The organism is Veillonella parvula (genome assembly GCF_024461875.1).
Classification (GTDB): domain Bacteria; phylum Bacillota; class Negativicutes; order Veillonellales; family Veillonellaceae; genus Veillonella; species Veillonella parvula_I.
The window spans coordinates 182,359-201,580 of the sequence record NZ_JANGAL010000003.1 but is presented as its reverse complement, the minus strand read 5'-3'; the positions used below and the strand labels follow the sequence as shown (position 1 = coordinate 201,580).

The following is a 19,222-nucleotide window of genomic DNA, read 5'->3' as shown; positions in this document are numbered from 1 at the left end:
CCTATATTCGACAATATAACGCAAATAATCTATACGTATCAGCCATTAATATACAAATCAATGCGCGCCAAGTGTTCGCTTTCAAGAACGGTATCAACAGTGGTCAAATCCATCTTATCCACCATATTATTATCTCGTCCAAACACAATAGGTCCTTTTAATTTCTTACCTTCTAACAACATCGGCAACCATCTGCGGTCACCATCCCACATATGTTCATAAGGAATTTGATTCGGCTCTAACCAATGAGGCTCCATTTCATCTGTTTCCTCTACAGTACCTGTGAAAGTACGCAAGAAATACACATAGCTTACGTGCGTTAAGCTCTCATCAAAAGGAAATTGAAAATCAAAAGCCGCTACACATTCTAAGTCTTCGACACGTCCTTGAAGGCCAGATTCCTCATAGAGTTCACGAATGGCACACTCTCGGAAGCTTTCACCATCATCAAGTTTACCACCGAAACCATTATATTTATTAGCCCCAAAACCACGCTTCTTACGCCCTAACAATATACGATTTTGTTCATCAATGGGAAATACGAGCGTCGTTGGTTTCATAGGGCCTCCTTAGTCACAAAAATAACACACTATTATTATACCATTATTTCATGTACGAATGCGCTAGTTGTGGTATGATTAAGAGTATAGAGTTTCTTACAAGGAAGGAGGCACATGATGAACAAACCACTTAGATTTAATATCGAATTAGGGCGCACAAAGCCCGTCAATATTCGTAATGAACAAGTGCGTTGTCCCTTCTGTGATCGTTCCAAATTAACGGATATTCTCGATACATCAGGTCATATTATATGGCTCATGAACAAGTATCCTGTATTAGAAAAAACTTGGCCTACCGTCATTATCGAAACGGAAACCGACGAAGGCGAATTTTCCACCTTACCTGCAAATGAAGCTGCCCACATTCTCCAATTTGGTCTCGATAAGTGGCGCGAAACTCGTCAGCGTAAAGAGTTCAAATCTGTACTCTTTTTCAAAAATTATGGCTATATGTCCGGCGGCTCTATTCGCCATCCACACAGCCAAATCATAGGTCTTGAAAATTATGATTACCACAAAGATATTACGGTTCAAAATATGGAGGGCTGGCTCTTGCACGAGGATCAAGATGTACGTATCACCTTGTCTACCCATCCAATTATCGGGTTCTTTGAGTACAATATTCGCTTCAAACCAGATTCACCGGTTCGTGCTGTAGCCCTTCGACTACAACAAATTTTGCGCTATGTATTGCATAGTGTAGCAAACTTTAGCCAGTCCTATAATTACTTCGTATATAATCTTGAGGACGGCTATGATTACATCAAGGTAGTGGCGCGTTATGTAACGACGCCCCTCTATGTAGGCTACAAAATTCCTCAAACTTGTGATGAGGAACGAGCTGCTAAAATCAAGCACGATATTACGCCTTATTTTCAAGCTACTAAATAGTTCTGACCATATACCGTACATAATTATATATATGGTTTTAACCATACATAATTGAAAGGATTTTTATGAAAGTATTTGCCATCGGCGACCTCCATCTATCTGGCAATCCTCCAACAAAGCCGATGGATATTTTTGGCCCTCACTGGAATGATCACTGGGCCCGCATCAAAGAGCATTGGAATACCAATGTAACCAACGAAGACATCGTCTTTCTTGTAGGTGACATGAGCTGGGCGCTCCGTCTCGATGAAGCTGCCTGCGATTTACAAGAAATTGCATCTTTACCTGGTAAAAAATATATGATTCGTGGCAACCATGATTATTGGTGGGCATCAGCAAACAAGATGCATAATCTCATGGGTGACGCTATTACCTTTATACAAGGTCACGGCACCGCAGAAGTCATCCAAACCGAAGAAGGTCCGCGCCTTATTGCATTTGGTGGAACACGTGCCTACCTCTGTCCTGGAGACTCCCACTTCTCCCCAGAAACGGACCAATCCATTTACGATAGAGAAGTGATGCGTACCGAAGCAGCACTACAGGAAATGGATAAGGCAACGGCCTATTTATCATCAACATCTGATTTAAGTATAGATATAGAAAATATTCCTGTAACAAAGTTATTGTTGCTACACTACCCTCCATTCAACGAGTCCAACGCACCTTCGGGCTTTACGGATCTCATGGAGCAATATAACGTAGATATCTGCATTTTTGGCCACTTACACGATCAAATTTCTTTTAACCGGATTCCAAAGGAATTTAGTACGACAAAACTAGAGTTGGTATCTGCAGACTATCTAGATTTTAAGCTAAAGCAAATTATCTAAGGAGAGACCATGAGTCGCATTCATAAAGAACATTTACAAGCTGGCTATATCTTTGGTGACAATGTTAACCAAGAATATATTTACTTGCCTTCTGGTGAGGTAGGCACGGAGCATCCGTTAGCAGTCCTAGAAACACCAACGAAGCGCGAAGATATTACATTGGACGAAGCAGTCCATATGATTGATACCCTAACACTAAAACGTTGTAGCCACCCTACACTAGGTAAAAAATCATTTTAATAACGCCATCAATAATGTAATTAATTGAACAAAACAATAAAATAGCGGATAGTTGACTATAATCTGCACTCCAGAAAAGGATCATAATTTCTAATTTCTGAAAGTGCAGATTGTTATTAACTCAACTATCCGCTAGATGAAAAGAGGCTGTTTATCACAGCCTCTTTTGTTTTTCCTTTAGTTTATAAAAGAACTATTTTGTTGTCTTCCTTTTAGTTTAAAAGGTTATTTCAAGACAAGTAATTACTTCGCATTACGCTCGATATGACTACCGTAAACATCTCTGTAATCATTAGTTTGCTTATTGTCTTTATTGTTTACACGAAGTCGTTCTACCTTATGACGGTCATTGTCTTTACCGGAGATTCGATCTACACGAGTACGATCCAAGTCACGAAGACGAGCCAATTCAGGATTAAAATCGTTAATTGCACGTCCCATTTTGCCATCAATTGGAGCCCCCAATTGTAAAGCACGGTAAATAATCGCAGCATATTCATAACGAGTCATTGCGCGATCGCCTTTAAATTCGCCATCAGGATAGCCTTCAACAAGACCTTTATCAGCCAAGTCTTTTACATATTCATAAGCCCAGTGATTAGCTGGTACATCAGGGAAGTTCACATCTTTCATTTCATACTGAGGAGCCATTCCCATGGATGCCTTCATTTGTTGAATCTCTACATTTTGGGCTTTTACAATGGCCTTTAAGTCTTGAACCTCTTTAGCCAAAGCTACTCTAGATGTAGATACACCATTTTTTTGACCTAATTTCAATGAAACGCCAGCATTGACCATGTTTTCACCGTTACCCATGGATCCAGCTACGCTGAACATAGTGTCTTCATTTGGTCTGTAGAAAGCACCTAATGCCATCGCATTTTCACCGGCATAGTTACCGTAACCAGCCGCAAAATTCCATTTATCATCAGGATCAAAATCCAATGGATGAATAGCCGCTAATGCAGCCGCACCAGCACCAACTTTTCCTATTTTGCTATTTAATAGGTTCACACCATTACTAATACCGCTAGTAGCTTGATACAATTGGCTACCGTTAACGGCATCTTTAGATGTAGCGGATACTTCACCATCGGCTACATTAGTGATTTTATTGCCACCATTATTTAGACCTTTATTGTCCAAAGAAACATTACCAAATTTAACTTTATCTACAGATACTTTGTAATCAGTACCACCAGCAGCATTTGTGCTTGTAGTTACAGTTACATTATTACCTGCAGAAATGCTAGTATGTTTTTTAGCTTCTTTTAATGCTTCTGTGGCTAAAGTCTTATTATATTCAATACGACGTTCATGACTTTCGATACGCTCACTATGATTTTCAATTCGAGCATCATGATTATCAACACGATTATCTAAATAATCTAAACGCTTATCTTGATTGTCAATACGTTTTTCTTGATTATTCATACGTTCAGTTTGATTTTTTAATTGAATGTCATGATTTTGAATTTGATCTTCATGACGAAGTAAATCAGCATCTTGACGAAGATTTTCTTTAGTTAAACGAGTAATTTGATTATCATGATTTACAATTAATTTATTATGTTTTTCTAATTCTTGACTATGTCCATTTAAAATATCTTCATGTTTTTGTAAGACATCTGTATGATCTTTTAATTTTCGTTCATTGTCGGCAATTTTTTCTTTATTTTTATCGATTTCATTAATATTATTTTGAATTAATGTATTGTGATTATTAAGAATTCCGCCCACTGTATTTGCTACTGCATATAATTGACTACCATTTATAGCATCCGTGCTATCAGAAGATACTTTCCCAGATGCTACATTAATCACCTGACGTTCTTTACCAGATGCACCAACACTCGTAACGCCGTTACGAGCTGACCCTACCCCAGCAAAGCCGGAATAGTTAATACCATTTATATTAGCTTGTGTTTCTGTTGTGGCAGCTCTATCGGTAGATGCATTGCCTAAGAGAACACTATTTCCTTGTGTTGACGTCACATTACTGCCCAGTACATATGTATTTGCTTGCGCTACGTCATTTCTAACCCCAAAAGCGCCAGAATCAATGCCAGAGACAGAATTACTGCTACCAATCCCAACTCCACCACGTGCAGTAATCGTATTACCTGAACCTAGTGCAACAGCATTTGCAGCACCAGCATTAGCATTATTACCTACAGCAGTTGCACTCTCTTCAGCTTTTGCATTATATCCAACAGCTACTGAACGATTTCCCTTTGCTCTAGCATCATTACCATATGCTGAAGAGAAATTACCAGATGCCTCAGCATTAAAGCCAGTAGCGGTACTTGAAATACCACTAGCCTTTGTACTATTGCCAACCGCTGTAGAAGCTTCAGCAGATGCTTTAGCGGATGAACCAAAGGCATTTGAATTACGCCCTGAAGAAACTGATCCATGGCCTATTGCAGTAGCATTTTCACCTTCTGCTCGTGCACTCCGACCAATAGCATTGGTATTATTAGCAGTTGCCTGTGCACTTCGTCCGATAGCTAGTGAAGTCTCACCAGATGCGGTAGAAGACTGTCCTACAGCAGTTGAATATGAACCGGATACCGTATTTCTGAAACCTACTGCTAAACTATGGTCACTGGTAACCGTGTTTTCATCACCAAAGTGACGTGAATACTCTGTCGGATTTCCTTGTGCTTCTACATGTAATACAGTTCCCGTGCCTAACGCAAGTAGTATTGCCAATGATAATGCAACTTGTTTGCTTTTCATCGTTTACTATTCCTCCCTACATCTAAAATTATAAATACAACGGATAATATATTATCATTTATAATATATATTCAACAAAACTCAGCATAAAATATGTCCACTATTAAATAATGTATTATCATTATCCTTAACTATTATTGTACTTTAAATATTAAATGAAGTAAACGAATTTTTTAACAAAATAGATAAAATTATCAATTTTATCGATAAATAAAAATTCTATCAAATTCATCATACTATAAATTAATAGCATAATAACAATATAAGGAGATAAGATTTATCTTATCTCCTTATATTGGCTATATTAACTATATTCATTATACTAGCTATACTAATTATTCTAGTTATATTATTTGCTTTAGCTATATTACTTAAAATAGCTATATTGGTTATTCTAGCTAATCTTATTATACTAGCCTATTAGCCCAAGAATCCTCCATGACCCATAGCTATACAATCTTCTTTGGTGATTTCATCATCTGCGATGAGGCGTGGCACAATTTCATCAAAAGCAGTCGGTTTGCTGAACAATACACCACCTGGTACACCAAGAATTGGTGTGCCATCTGCACAGTAAGCAATGCAAACCATGGACCCTGGTAACACAGGTAATCCATAAGTAACTACGCGATCTGCATAGCGTTTAATCGCTCCTGGAGTGAGATCATCTGGGTCAACGCTCATACCGCCAGTGCAGAAAATGATATCTGCGCCTGCTGCTTTCACCTTGTCGATAGCCGCCACGATATCGTCTGTATTATCCGTTACAATTTCGTGAGCTACCTTTGTAACACCAAATTCAGCACAACGTTCTTCAATGATTGGTGTGAAAGCATCTTTAATACGACCTTCAAATACTTCAGAACCAGTCGTAACAATCCCCATTGTTTTGCGCACGAACGGCTTTACATGTAACAAAGGCTTACCATCAGCAATTTTTTTTGCATCTTCTACTTGTTGTTCTTCTAACAATAATGGAATACAACGCATACCTGCTAGTTTATCACCAGCTTTCACAGGTGTGTTATTAAATCTCGTTACAATAGTCAGTTCGCCAATGCTGTTGATAGCGTGTAAACGTTCCACATCGACCTTGAAAAGACCATCTACATCTGCAATGGCTTCAATTTTACCTTGCGCCATAGGGCCATCGTGCATGTTTTCGCCGCCTGCCATATGGTACAAAGCACGAGCTACATCCTCTTCGTGCAAGAAACCTTCATCTTCCGGTTCCATCACAAAGATATGTTCCTTACCAAGGTCTAACAATTTTGGAATATCCTCTTCTGTGATAACATGACCACGGCGGAAGGGCGTGTCTTTCACCTCACCTATGACGATTCTTACGAGATCGTGTAATAATATTTGCCCTACGGCATCTTGTGTTCTAATAGATTTCATAATATCTCCCAAGTCATTAATAACAAAATACGTTACTGTATAACATCAAAATGTATTTAATACTATTATTCAATATTAATATATTTACATAGTACAGAGTAGACGCACGACTAGCATGCCACCCCAACAGAGGATTAAGCCCCCTACGACTTGTACTGCACCGTACCATAATGCTTGTACATAGGATTCAGCCATCATAAGCTGTAGCATTTCAAAGGCAAAGGTTGAGAAGGTGGTAAATGCACCTAGCCCACCTACAACGAGGAAGAATCTCGCCCATTGAGGTAGATCTGGCTTTTGCATATAAAGGCCTAAGACTAGACCGATAATGAGGCAACCAACGAGGTTTACTACTACCGTACCATACGGAAACGAGCTGACCTTTGTCATAACCCATTCACCGAGAGCCATACGGCATAAGGCCCCAGTGGCGCCACCGAGGGCAACGGCTATATATTTTTCCATATTGCCTCCTCTACTTAAGATAACATACTAGATGGTATGCTCACATTACTATAGCATACATGTAATACTACTTTCACAATTCGTGTAATTATCTGTAATAACCGATAATTATCTAGTTTTCTATATTAGTCAGATGCTAACAATCTCAGTATACTATATTTAGAGAGTAGGGAAAAGGAAGGAGTCCCTATGAACCCCTCGTCTACACCACTCACCGAACTGCGGATCAACACGTACGAAGACCCATTTTTACAACATCAATATGTGTGTTTAGGTCATAAAATCGCCATTATTCGCGTATCCCTAAATATGTCTCAGCAAGAGTTAGCTCGTCACATTGGTATCAGTCGCAGTTATTTAAGTAAATTAGAATGTGGTACAGGCATCTCCGGCATGTCTTTGGAAATTCTTTTTAAAATCGCTCAAGCCTTTCAAATCAACGTAGGTCAGCTCGTAAGACTGCGTGTTGTAGACTATAAAAACTGTAATGCTCACCTAACATCACACTATAAACGACTAGAGTTTCTAAACCACACCAAAAGGACGTCTCAAAACAAAACAAGAACAAACTAATCCGATAGGCTAAAATAGCGGTTAATTAAATACAACAAATGATACCTAATTTATATCAAGATACGCTAAATACTCTAAATGAAAGTTGAATTAACTATTCAAAATAACAATCAAAAAAGCTCCGTCAATAGCGGAGCTTTTCATATGTCATTATGCCTATTACAGCATCAGCAGGCATTATACTTCATTAAGTTTTTTATGTTGTACTTCTGCATTTGCTTTTTTGAAGATAAATGCATTGTTAATATGCTGACGCATAGCTGTTTCTGCAGCAACTTCGTCGTGACGTTCAATAGCGTCTACGATTTGATCATGTTCGTCATCACAGTCATGTGTACGTACAGCATTGAAAGAACTGATGTACATGTCGCGATTAACGCGTTCACGGAAACCTGCTAGATAATCTACAATGCGTTCATTGCCAGAGTAATGAGCAATCATTGTATGGAATCGGCTATTCACATCAACACGTTCTGTGGCATCTTCAATTTCATGCATTTCTTTACAAAGGGTTCTTAGCTCTTGTACTTGCTCAGGTGTAGCATGACGAGCACATAATCTAGCACCAAGTCCTTCCATTACTTCACGAACTTGGTAAAGTGCTACGATTTCTTCTGGCGTGTCAGCTTTTACAGTAACGCCTTTCCAAGGAACGATAACTACGAGATTATCTTTAGCCAATTTGCGGAATGCCTCACGTACAGGTGTAGCACTCACTTGTAATTGTTCTGCAATCTTTACTTCGTTAAGCTTCTCTTGAGGCATCAATTCGCCTGTTAAGATAGCTGTTTTTAATGTTAAATATACTTGTTCACTGAGAGGTAATCTTTCGATAGAATCCACTGCGGACAATTTGTATTTATCTTTTGAACTTTGTCTTCCCATTACTAGCCCCTAAACCTTACTAACCATTCATGCTTTCAGACTTTCAAAGAACGGTTAAAATGAGTATAATATAGTATACAACATATCTTAGACAGTATGTTGTGCGAAATTAAGTGCATACATTATAATTATAGAACTCATCATTAAGACTGTCAATTTAACTATAGATAATAGCTATATCTCATTTTTGAAAGTAAGGAAGTATACTATGAGCCGTTGTTTGATTATCATCAACCCTGTCTCAGGAGGCGGTGCAGCGCGCCGTTACGCCCTCGATTTACAATGGAAATTGAGTACATTGTTCGAAACGATTGAGGTCAAATTCACCAGAGGCGAAGGCGATGCTACACGTTTCGCTAAGGACGCTTGTGAGCGCGGGTTTGATGCCGTATTCTGCATGGGTGGTGACGGCACTGTTAACGAAACCGTTAATGGTATTGCCCAAGGTGGATTCTCCTGTACCTTTGGGTTTATCCCCGTTGGTACAGTAAATGATATGTCTCGTGCGCTCGGTATTCCCCAAAACCCAACGCAAGCTATCAGACGTATCGATATCAATGAAACTCGAACCATTGATATCGGCCGTTGTAATGATCGGTATTTCTGCAATAACATTGCAGCTGGCGTTATTCCTAAGGTTGTAGATGAAGTTACGCCAAAGGAAAAAAGCATACTCGGCCCTCTCGCGTATTTCTTGAGAGCAGGCCAAGCATTGTTCACTACAAAGGACTACACGTACCGCATCAAAACAGAGGACGACGATTTCATTTGCAAATCCCCTCTCGTTTTAGCCCTACTTACCAATGTAGTCTCTAGCTTTGAACGTTTTATGCCACAAGCCTCAGTAGATGATGGTTATATGCGTATCATTATCTTCAAGGAATATTTTATCCTCGATATCCTCAGCGTATTACCACTCATTATCAGTGGTGCCATTTATAATTCTCGTTATACAACGACATTAACTGTGAAAAAAGCTCATATCGAACTTCTATCTGACGTCGATGATTTATCGACTAATATGGATGGTGATGCAGGTCCGAATATGCCTGTGGATATTGAAGTATTGCCACGCGTACTCAAAGTATTTGCACCTGCAAAACACAAAAAGAAAAAAGCCTTAAATCTGCCTAAACTACCACATATATAACAAGTAATTGGTAACACAAAAGCTCTCTATCAACGGATAGAGAGCTTTTGTGTTTATTAATTTATTAGAATCTATGCTCATTAGTCCACAATGATTGCATCATGCAAGCGGAAGCTATAAATATAGCATGCTTTCACGGGCATCCCCGTCAATCGCTGCAAGGCCTCTTTATAGAGGTCCATTTGGATTTTATAGCGCTTGATGAGTTCTTCTCCGGATGTAACGCGATCCGTTTTGTAATCTACGAGAACCCATTCGCCATCCTCCTCAAAGGCCGTATCAATAATACCTTGAAGGAACAGATTTTCCCCGTCCTCTAAGGTATCGTATACGCGTTTTCCTTCAAAGAGCATGCTAAACGGCAACTCTCGCTCGATACGTTTTGTATTGATAAGGCGCTTACCAAGATCAGAGCTAAAAAATTTATACAAACTCGTATCGCTTAATAAATTCCGTTCTTCCTCTGTAAAAGTCCCATTCGCCACCAGTGCATCGAGTTCTTTCGTCAAAGAAGCTTGCGTATACGTCACAAGAGGTAGCCATTGCATAGCCACATGCATCAAGGTCCCCCATTGAGCACTGGTTAATACATCATCTTCAGACTGTAATGCTTGTGGCTTTCGACCGAATACGGAGTTTGCTAGGTCATCTGCTGAAACTTCTACCGTTGCAATCGGTTCATTCAAAGTATCAATAGTTCCTGCTTCAAGTTCTCGTTCTTGGAATCGTCGTTTCAATTCACTAACGGAGATTTTTGCGGTTCGGCGAGTAGCATCATTGTACGGATAGCTATAGTTAAATCGATCCACGATTTCCTGCGGTAATTCTACGGAATTAACAGCTTTTAAGTCCCGCACCTTGTTGATGGTTGTCTCGTCGATATCCGCTTTGTAATCGAGATCACCATAAAGAGAGCCATCATGGATTTCAACCTTTAAACGACACTGTTTATCCGGTAAATCAAAATAGGTTGGCCCTTCGTACTCGATGGCTACGCGCAATGGATTGCCACCATCTAAATGACGAGCAAAGCCCATGATTATCCAATCTAGATAGGTATTAGCTTGTGTAATAATATCTGTCGGTAACTGTTGAGTTTCTACGGAAGCCGCATTTTTAATGAGCTCACCTATGGTGCTTAACACACCTTTAGAATTTTTAAAGCCTTTAATAAAGCCTGTCATGAACAGCTTATCTCGTGCCCGTGTTAAGGCAACATAGAGAATGCGCTGTTCCTCCGCCTTAAGGGCTGCTTCTTTTACGTCTTTCACATAAAACCAAGGCATGGTTGGGAAGGATACTCGAATATCTGGGAAATACCCTTTCAAACCAAGACCTGCATTTTTATCGATAAGAAGCTCTGAACGCAAGTCCATCATGTTGAATCTTTTTTGTACACCAGATAGAAATACTACAGGAAACTCAAGGCCCTTACTCTTATGGATGGTCATGAGGCGCACCACATTATCCGCCTCGCTCACCACATTGGCAAGAGGCATATCTTGGTTGCTGTCGCGCAAGCTTTCCACAAAGCGCAAGAACCTAAAGAGCCCACGGAAGCCAGAGGCTTCATAGCCCTTAGCTCTATCGTATAAGGCGAGCACATTGGCACGACGAACGAGGCCATTCGGCATAGCGCCCACATAGTTTACATAGTCTTGAGATTCGTAAATATCCCACAGCAAATCGGTCACGCCGTGACGACGCGATAAGGTGCGCCACCTTTCCATATGCCCAATAAAGGCCAATAAACGCTCATCTTGAGCCTCTTGTGCATAGGCTGGCATAAGAGACCATAAGGAGCCCTCACCAGACAGGCGCAATGCACCTAGTTCGTTGGCATCAAGGCCTACCAGGCCAGAGTGCAACACAGCAGCCATCGGCAAATCTTGTTCAGGATTATCTATGATGGATAACAACGCCAATAAGAGTTGAATCTCTTGGGCTTCAAAGTAACCGTCTCGCTCGTTTACCACCGCAGGAATCCCCGCTTGCCGCATGGCTTCTACGGCACGGGTGCCCCACCCCGCTAAGGATCTGCGCAAAATAGCAAAGTCTCGCCACTCGATTTGACGGAATGTGCCATCTGGATTTTGCACCTGTTTCTTGGCAGCATGGATTTCTTTGATTTTTTGAATGATGAAATCTAGCTCACGCTCGTTGTTTTCAGGGTCATCCCCTTCGTCCTCGTCGCTTTCACCAGCACCAAGGGTATCCTTACTCACATCTAAGAGCTGTAATTCCACGTCACCACCGACCCAATCCTCTGGCGCATCCTCTACGATGCGGCCAGGAATGAGCGATTCAGCCTCTGTGTAATTGAGCTCTGCCGCTTCTTCCGTCATGATTTGATAGAACAAGAAATTCGTTGCAGCCAAGATATTTTCGTGAGATCGGAAATTCTTCGCTAGGTCGATACGACGTTCTACCGCATCATTGCCGCCGTACGTATTATATTTCTCCATGAACAGAGAACTATCGGCCATACGGAAGCTATAAATAGCCTGCTTCACGTCCCCCACATAAAACCTATTATCGATGCGAGAAATCAAGTTAATAATCGTCTCTTGCACGCCGTTCGTATCTTGGTATTCATCAACCATGATTTCTTTGAAAGTATCTTGTAGTTCCTTCGCTACTTCAGATGGCTGAGGATCATCCTCTGTGCCAGGCTCAACGAGAAGGGCCAAGCATAGATGCTCAAGGTCGCTAAAATCCATGATGCCTTGCTCTTGTTTCATATCCCGATACGCTTGATGGAACGCAATCGTCAGTTCTACTAACCCTTCTATGATTGGATATTGAGCCTTAAACTGCTCTTGCAAGGTAGCCTCCGGAACGGTGAATATAGCGGTTTGCATAGCTTTGAGGTCATCTTTATTTTGACCACCCAAAGATTTAAACTCTGCCACCAATATAGGGTCATAGGCTTGCGCCTCTTTTGAGCCCATACGGAACTGATCTTTAATAAAGGTATCCATATGTTTACAAGCTTCCCCCATGTCGTCCCAAGTTTGAGCCGCTGAAAGCATGCCTAGTGCAGCCAGTTGATTATCGTATATGTTTTGCCATTTATGAGGTCCTGTTGGATCGAGCAAGATTTGTTCCATCCGCTCTAAGCGCTCGCGAATGCGATCGATGACAGCCATGTGATTAGACCACATATATTGACCCCACAACGTATCACTAGGGTTTATGTCCATCGCCTCTTTATAAGGCTCTAAGGCTTTGCGTAGCCATCCATCGGGATTGGCGAGGGACATGGCGTAGTTATACAGGGACATAATCTTCGCCGTTAAGCCTGCATCGGATTTATCATCGCTGAAGAAATCCGCTAGCTCATAGATATTATAAAGGCCCTCTTCATAGGATTTAGTTAACAAATCGGCTAATACCTCTTGTTGTAGCAATGCCATTTCTGCTTCATTGCCGATGCGCGCTGTCGGATTAATGTCGAGCTTATAGAAATAGGACCGGATTACCCATTGGCAAAAGGAGTGCAATGTAGAAATATGAGCCGAGGGCAACAGATTGAGCTGTCGTTCAAGGCGCGCTTGTAGTGCAGCATCATCTGTAGATTCCATGGCTTTAGCCAAGGCAAGGCCAATACGAGCGCTCATCTCTTGGGCCGCAGCCTTTGTGAAAGTTACAACCATGAGTTCTTGAACAGATAAGGGATTATCCATGTCCTTAAGGCGCGTAATAATGCGTTCTACGAGGACCGCTGTCTTACCTGAACCGGCAGCGGCCGCAACAAGTAAGGTCTGATTATCTAAGGAGGAATCCTTAGGCGCTATAATAGCAGACTCCTGCTCTGGCGTCCATTTAACACCCATGGTTTTCACCTCCTTCGCTACTATTATTTCCGTCATTATTGTTATTTCCGTTATTGCTGCTATTTCGGTCGTTATTGCGATTCCCATTGTTATCGCTATTTTCGTCGTTTAAGACCTCTTTCATCCGTTCTAATGCATCATCTTCGGACAATTTAGACAAATAATTATATCGATTACGGCTAGAGTCAAAGCGACATACCGTTCTGTAGTCGCAGAATGTACAAGGTCTAAGGCCATTCAATTGATATGGCTTAATCGGGAACTGCCCTTCCCCAATGTGACGACCCGTCTCAGCCATCACGTGATTTGTATAGCGGCACATTATGTCAAATTCACCTGTAGACTTAACCTTCCGCAAATCTCTGCTAGAAATGGTTTGATCTTTTTTCGTAGCAATCGGCACATAAGGCCCTCGCTTAGATCCATAGGACAAGAACTTATTGTCAATATGCGTCAACAACTCTATATCATCGGAGAAGTACCCACTGTTTTGCCAAGCATCGCTTTCATTAGCCAACGAAACCGCATCTTCATAAGATATAGACGCATCAGCAGGGATTTTAGGGTTCTTCACGTAAGAGTAAACCACCGCCGCAGGGGATATAGATCCGCCATGTGTTTTACCATAAGCGGACTCCAAAGCCAACAGATAGGTCATGAGTTGCAGTTTAAGTCCATAATAGACATCTTGGGCCGTCACATGAGCACCACCCGACTTGTAGTCGATAACCATGCCATAGGTTTGATCATTTTTTGTATATTCGTCGATGCGGTCAATTTGACCGATGAGTCGCAAGTAACGGTTTTCACCAAGAGGGACTCGAATAGGATCCCAGCCACCTTGACGACCAAAGTCTTGCTCTAAATACTTCGTATCAAAATCGCTGCGCTTAGACCACTCTATGAGGCGGTCTACCGTCACATGTAATGTTCTCTGTACACGCTGTTCAATGGCCTTTTGGTAGGCATCGCTCGTTTCTTCACCTAGCTGATTTTCTTGCAAGATTTCGTCTGCCACAGTACGGCATAGATTTTCTTGTTCCTCTTCGTCGAGGTCACGCCATTGTTTGTTATTTTCTAATAGATAATTACCTAAGCGCTCTAAATTAGCATGTAAGAACGTACCGATTTCAGGAGCTCCAAAGGAGCGTACTGGACGTGGTTCTAGTTTCAAACCATATTGGGCATAGAACTTAAACGGGCATTGTTGGTATCGTTCAAGGCGTGTCACAGAACCAGACATGTAGCCTTTAGACAAGAATAGACCATTCACTAAATCCTGCGTTATGACAGGCACATCGTTGTTATCTCGAATGCCACGTGACACCTCCGCTAAACGAGGACGATAGGTTTCGCTTTCACGAGCCCAGTTATAGAGTCCCCACCAAAGAGGATTGACCTCATAACCACTAAAGAGAGCCCCCCAACGCTCAGATAGCAATGACAGACTTTGGAGTGGGCGCCACACGTAATCTGCCTCTGTATCAGGTGCAATGGAGAAAGGAATATCTACTGCCTGATCTATGTACCCAAGAGATTCTAATCGTTTCACAACGAGGGATGGCTCAAGACCTGTTCCATCCTCACCAGAGCCCGCATAGGACAAGGTCAACGAATCAGACGCCCGTGTCATGGCGAGATATAATAGGAAATTCTCGTTGAAAGCCTTCGGCAAGGCCCCTTCTGCTAAGGTAATTCCTGCATCGGCCAATTCTTGACGCTCCTTATCCTTAATGAGCCCTTCATCGCCCATACTTTGAGGGAATACACCTTGGTTGAGACCCATTACAAACACCTTAGGCCACCACTGGCTGTAGCCACGTTCGATGGTAGTAATCACCACATGATCTAAAGAAGGTGGAATCATAGAGTAGTTTACATCGCTAAGGCCTTCTTCGAGGAGGAGCATCATCTCATCCAGAGTCAATATTTCATCCTTCATGACCATAGAAATTTCGTCTATAAAGGAAAGAACCGCATTATACATCTGTTCATGACTAGCTTTGGATTCTTGATCACCTATAGTTTCTGCGTCCTTCGCCCATTCATAGAGCCGCTCTGGCACTTGTAAGATTTCTAATAAACCATAAAGTTGTGTACCCCACTCAGCCCCTGTATGACCCTCCGCATTAGCAGCAAAGTCAAACCATGGAGATAATATATCCATAATGGTTTCTCTTGCTTTGTTAACACGTGCTCTGCGTGGTGCATCTACGTGGCTCTCTTCATCTTGCCCCTCATGAAAGCCTCGTAGGTACGGCCAGCTTTCACGTTCCCATTTATAATGGTCGATACCAAACTCGAGAACGTAGTTCTCTAACTCATCTACAGCCTCACGAGTAAGCGGCATCAAGTCCGTCTTGAGCAATAGAAACATGCTGTCCCGACTATAGTTATGACGCACGATATCAAATAGAGCCGTCAATAGCTCGCCTAATGGATGGTTTTTCATAGGCCGCTGACGGTCAATAAAGTGCGGAATGCCGTAGCGAGCAAAAACCTTTTCTAAAGTGTCACCATAGGTTTCAGACTCGCGGAGCATAATACATACATCTCGGTAACGAGCCTCTTCAGATGAGTCTATATAGGCTAAAATACGACGAGCCACCGCATCGGCTTCGCGTTCCCTGTTATAGCCTCGAATAAGCGGAATCATTGCATCTGTAGTATTTTTCTTACTAGGGCTAGCAAAATAATTAGCCTCTAGCGCTTGAACGATTTGAGGTCCTCGTTTCCCATCAAAGCCAACCCAGTTGATACTAGAGCCATAACGAGCAACTAAGGTGTCGTAAATCTCTAAAGGGCGGCTGAAGAGATGCTCCCCTCGACGAACTAGATTTAACGCCTTTGGGGCCATCGGTAAATCGATAGTAATAACGGCTTCCTTTGCCAAGTCAAACAAGGTATAAATCAACTCGTAGTGTGTGGGCGTAAACCAATGAAAACCATCGATAAAGACGTGGCTATTCTCCATGAGAGGAGATTGTGGCAAAGCCTCTACGATTTCCATGATAGGATCGATGTCGCGCTCCCCATGACGACTGAGTTCCTCTTCATAGGCGGACATACAGATAGCTAGCTCGCGCAATTTCTTTTGTAATACATTATTTTTAACAGATTCTGCCCCTCGTTCTAGATCAGCAGGGCCTACACGGAAGGCGCGGAATTCAGAAAAGAGCTGTTGCAATACGGAGGAAAACTCAGGCCGCTTTGTAGCCTGTTCTAACAGCCCCAGTTCCTTTTGCTTTCGTTTCATTACAAGGCGCAACAACATAGACCGGCCAAAGCTTGATAAACTTGATTGACCAGCCCCTTTTGAGCCTATCGATTGATATACCTGATAACCCAAACGCCCAAAGCCTACGACACGAACCGTAGTAAAGCCTTTTTCAGGCATAAATTCAGCTAGCTCCCGTTCTACCCGATAGGTGGCAGGTTCAGGAACAAGTAAAATTATTGGTTCCCCTGGACAATCTGTCATGACCTGACGTATGCGCTCATATACGGCACGTGTCTTGCCTGATCCAGCCCGTCCATAATAGACGCTAATACTCATGAGACCTCCCTAGTGAAACTTTCACCATCTCAATTGATGTAATTCACAAATGTATGTTGCTCATATCATTTAACGCATTAGATATAGCACTACACAAATTAGTTGTAGCACTATACGAATTAGATATAGCATTAAACGAAGTTTTTCGATATAATAAATTACTATACTGATTATTATTATATAGTAATATGACATTCTATGGCTAATTGTACAATATTTGACTCATCTGATTATATTTATTTATAATTAAGATAATATTTTATATTTTATTTACAATTAGCATGAATTCCTATATAATACAAGTTAGTATCTGTGTTATTTGTAAAATCATGTATTTAGGAGTAAATTATTATGAACAAAAAACATTTAGCAACTGCTTTTGCAGTATTTGCAGCGACAACAATGTCTTTCTCTGCTTTTGCTGCAACTATCGATGCTAATGCACGCGCTTATGAACGTGCTTCAGCAGAGCAATATTCTTATCCTGCACCACAAGCGGCTACGCCAGCTTACCAAACTAGTTATGCCACAAGTGCACCGCGCCCTGGTTACAAACCATTGCCAGCAGTGCCTTATACAGCAGGCGATATGGCTCAACAAATGCCTGTATCTAAAGAATTAGGTGATCCAATCTTTGTGGCACCACAAACAACAGCTGTAGGTCTTCAAATCATGGATCCTATCCCTACTGAAGCCCAACCGGTATACCAAGAAACTGTAAACTCCGTAACAGCTAATGGCAACGGCAGCTCCTACGTTTCTCGCTACAAAGCTAACCAATTAAACGCGTTTGACTTATTGTTAAATGGCAAAACTTACACATATGACTTGCCTGCATACACTAATGGCTACCAAGTGAAAACTGCTAGCTCTTACAACCGTGCTGGCAACGGTGTTGCGAATGTATTCTCTACAAACGTAATCACTGAAGCAGTTGTAAATAACAACTCTTTGCGCATCACTGTAAACATGACTCAACCAACAGCTGTGGCAGCCGCTAAATTGCGTTCCATGCAACAATCTGGTCAAGTAGCAAGCGGTGAAGTAGCTGCATTGTTCGCTTACAATGAAAGCTATGATGGTGTAAAACAAGCCGCTCATTATGATATTTTCAACAACAACGGTCGTTATATCGTTGTTAAATCCGGTGCTGTAACTGTACCAAATGGTGCGCAACACCCTTACGCAACTGCATTATTCGCAGTAACTGAAGACACTGTAGCAGCTGTAACCGTATCTGGCAACACTGCTGAAGCTTCTGATTTAGTAAAAGGCACTGCATACGCAATTGCACAATCTGCTAAGGTGTCCAATAACAAAGTATCTACTAAATCTAAAAAATAATTCGTTACGAATTTATTTTATCTGGTGAAAGCCCCCAACTTTCACTAGCACAAAAGACTATAAATCACTAACTCCCCCAATGAGGCAACTCATTGGGGGAGTTTTTATGTTCTTTATATTACGTTGTATTATAGTCCCGTTCCAGTTCTATTATAGCTCCGTTATAATCGCGTAAAGACTTCTAATGCCTTATACGCCATTAATCGATAACCACGCTCGTTGGGATGAACCTCTCCGGCAAAGACAATTTGTCCAATTTGATCTGCTTCAAACAAGGTAGTATAGAAATCTATAACTTTAATATTATGCGCCTCTGCGTAAGTTTTTAGCTGTTCATTAACCTCTCGTACAACCAGATCCAATCCGTCCATATCGCTATCAATTTGAGTTTCTAAACCGATGATTACCGTCCCTTTTGTACTAGCAAGCTCAATAGCTTTCACCAAAGTCTTGTACACATAGGTACTATCTCGACCTTGTAAAATATCGTTAGTACCACACATCAAGAAAATATGACGAGTTGGATCGGATACAGCGGTAACCGCCCAATTTCCAATATTATAAATCATACCCTGTACGGAGCATCCATCTTCACCGTAGTTTATAAAATTAACACCCTCTATGGAGGCATCACAGATTTCGACCCAACCGCGTCCATAGGGCACATCATAGCCACGCGTAATGCTATCGCCAAAACAGATGATTTCCATCTTCACCCCTCCTGTACTATGACTTAATCATATAAA

General features: G+C 41.5%; 14 protein-coding genes. 6 read left to right on the top strand and 8 right to left on the bottom strand.

What is annotated here, in order from left to right; genetic code table 11:
• Positions 1-38 precede the first annotated feature (38 nt).
• A complete protein-coding gene (locus NE668_RS06755; RefSeq protein WP_227037291.1) occupies positions 39-560 on the bottom strand; it encodes an 8-oxo-dGTP diphosphatase in 522 nt (173 codons plus the stop codon).
• Between the two features lie 117 nt (positions 561-677).
• Between NE668_RS06755 and NE668_RS06750 the strand changes: the two genes are divergently transcribed.
• The 3 genes from NE668_RS06750 to NE668_RS06740 all read left to right on the top strand — a co-directional run bounded on the left by NE668_RS06750 (position 678) and on the right by NE668_RS06740 (position 2,524).
• Positions 678-1,451: a DUF4931 domain-containing protein gene (locus NE668_RS06750; protein ID WP_227037290.1), complete on the top strand. Its 774-nt coding sequence runs from the start codon at positions 678-680 to the stop codon at positions 1,449-1,451.
• A gap of 65 nt (positions 1,452-1,516) precedes the next feature.
• Entirely contained in the window at positions 1,517-2,284 is a 768-nt protein-coding gene (locus NE668_RS06745) for a metallophosphoesterase (RefSeq protein WP_227037289.1), read from the top strand.
• 9 nt (positions 2,285-2,293) lie between these two features.
• Positions 2,294-2,524, top strand: a complete 231-nt coding sequence (locus NE668_RS06740) for a hypothetical protein (RefSeq protein ID WP_004698256.1) — start codon at positions 2,294-2,296, stop codon at positions 2,522-2,524.
• A gap of 243 nt (positions 2,525-2,767) precedes the next feature.
• Here NE668_RS06740 and NE668_RS06735 read toward each other — a convergent pair whose 3' ends face one another.
• The 3 genes from NE668_RS06735 to crcB all read right to left on the bottom strand — a co-directional run bounded on the left by NE668_RS06735 (position 2,768) and on the right by crcB (position 7,132).
• Entirely contained in the window at positions 2,768-5,266 is a 2,499-nt protein-coding gene (locus NE668_RS06735; RefSeq protein WP_227037288.1) for an S-layer homology domain-containing protein, read from the bottom strand.
• 420 nt (positions 5,267-5,686) lie between these two features.
• Positions 5,687-6,667, bottom strand: a complete 981-nt coding sequence (locus NE668_RS06730; protein WP_004698147.1) for a molybdopterin-binding protein — start codon at positions 6,665-6,667, stop codon at positions 5,687-5,689.
• A gap of 84 nt (positions 6,668-6,751) precedes the next feature.
• Positions 6,752-7,132: a fluoride efflux transporter CrcB gene (gene crcB / locus NE668_RS06725; protein ID WP_227037287.1), complete on the bottom strand. Its 381-nt coding sequence runs from the start codon at positions 7,130-7,132 to the stop codon at positions 6,752-6,754.
• Between the two features lie 189 nt (positions 7,133-7,321).
• Here crcB and NE668_RS06720 point away from each other — a divergent pair, with 189 nt between their 5' ends.
• Positions 7,322-7,705 (top strand): helix-turn-helix domain-containing protein, encoded by a 384-nt coding sequence (locus NE668_RS06720; RefSeq protein WP_038150489.1) that lies wholly within the window; start codon positions 7,322-7,324, stop codon positions 7,703-7,705.
• 177 nt (positions 7,706-7,882) lie between these two features.
• On the opposite strand, the gene NE668_RS06715 is transcribed toward NE668_RS06720, so the two are convergent.
• Entirely contained in the window at positions 7,883-8,590 is a 708-nt protein-coding gene (locus NE668_RS06715) for a GntR family transcriptional regulator (protein ID WP_004694848.1), read from the bottom strand.
• A gap of 208 nt (positions 8,591-8,798) precedes the next feature.
• Between NE668_RS06715 and NE668_RS06710 the strand changes: the two genes are divergently transcribed.
• Positions 8,799-9,740: a diacylglycerol/lipid kinase family protein gene (locus NE668_RS06710; RefSeq protein WP_227037286.1), complete on the top strand. Its 942-nt coding sequence runs from the start codon at positions 8,799-8,801 to the stop codon at positions 9,738-9,740.
• A gap of 80 nt (positions 9,741-9,820) precedes the next feature.
• Here NE668_RS06710 and addA read toward each other — a convergent pair whose 3' ends face one another.
• Both addA and NE668_RS06700 read right to left on the bottom strand, forming a co-directional pair.
• Positions 9,821-13,576, bottom strand: coding sequence for a helicase-exonuclease AddAB subunit AddA (addA, locus tag NE668_RS06705; RefSeq protein WP_227037285.1), 3,756 nt, complete (start codon positions 13,574-13,576; stop codon positions 9,821-9,823).
• Positions 13,566-17,132 (bottom strand): PD-(D/E)XK nuclease family protein, encoded by a 3,567-nt coding sequence (locus NE668_RS06700; RefSeq protein WP_227037284.1) that lies wholly within the window; start codon positions 17,130-17,132, stop codon positions 13,566-13,568. The genes addA and NE668_RS06700 overlap by 11 nt, the downstream gene beginning before the upstream one ends.
• A gap of 351 nt (positions 17,133-17,483) precedes the next feature.
• Here NE668_RS06700 and NE668_RS06695 point away from each other — a divergent pair, with 351 nt between their 5' ends.
• Positions 17,484-18,476, top strand: a complete 993-nt coding sequence (locus NE668_RS06695) for a hypothetical protein (RefSeq protein WP_004694840.1) — start codon at positions 17,484-17,486, stop codon at positions 18,474-18,476.
• A 161-nt stretch (positions 18,477-18,637) separates the two neighbouring features.
• On the opposite strand, the gene NE668_RS06690 is transcribed toward NE668_RS06695, so the two are convergent.
• Positions 18,638-19,186, bottom strand: coding sequence for an SGNH/GDSL hydrolase family protein (locus NE668_RS06690; protein WP_227037283.1), 549 nt, complete (start codon positions 19,184-19,186; stop codon positions 18,638-18,640).
• Positions 19,187-19,222: the final 36 nt, after the last annotated feature.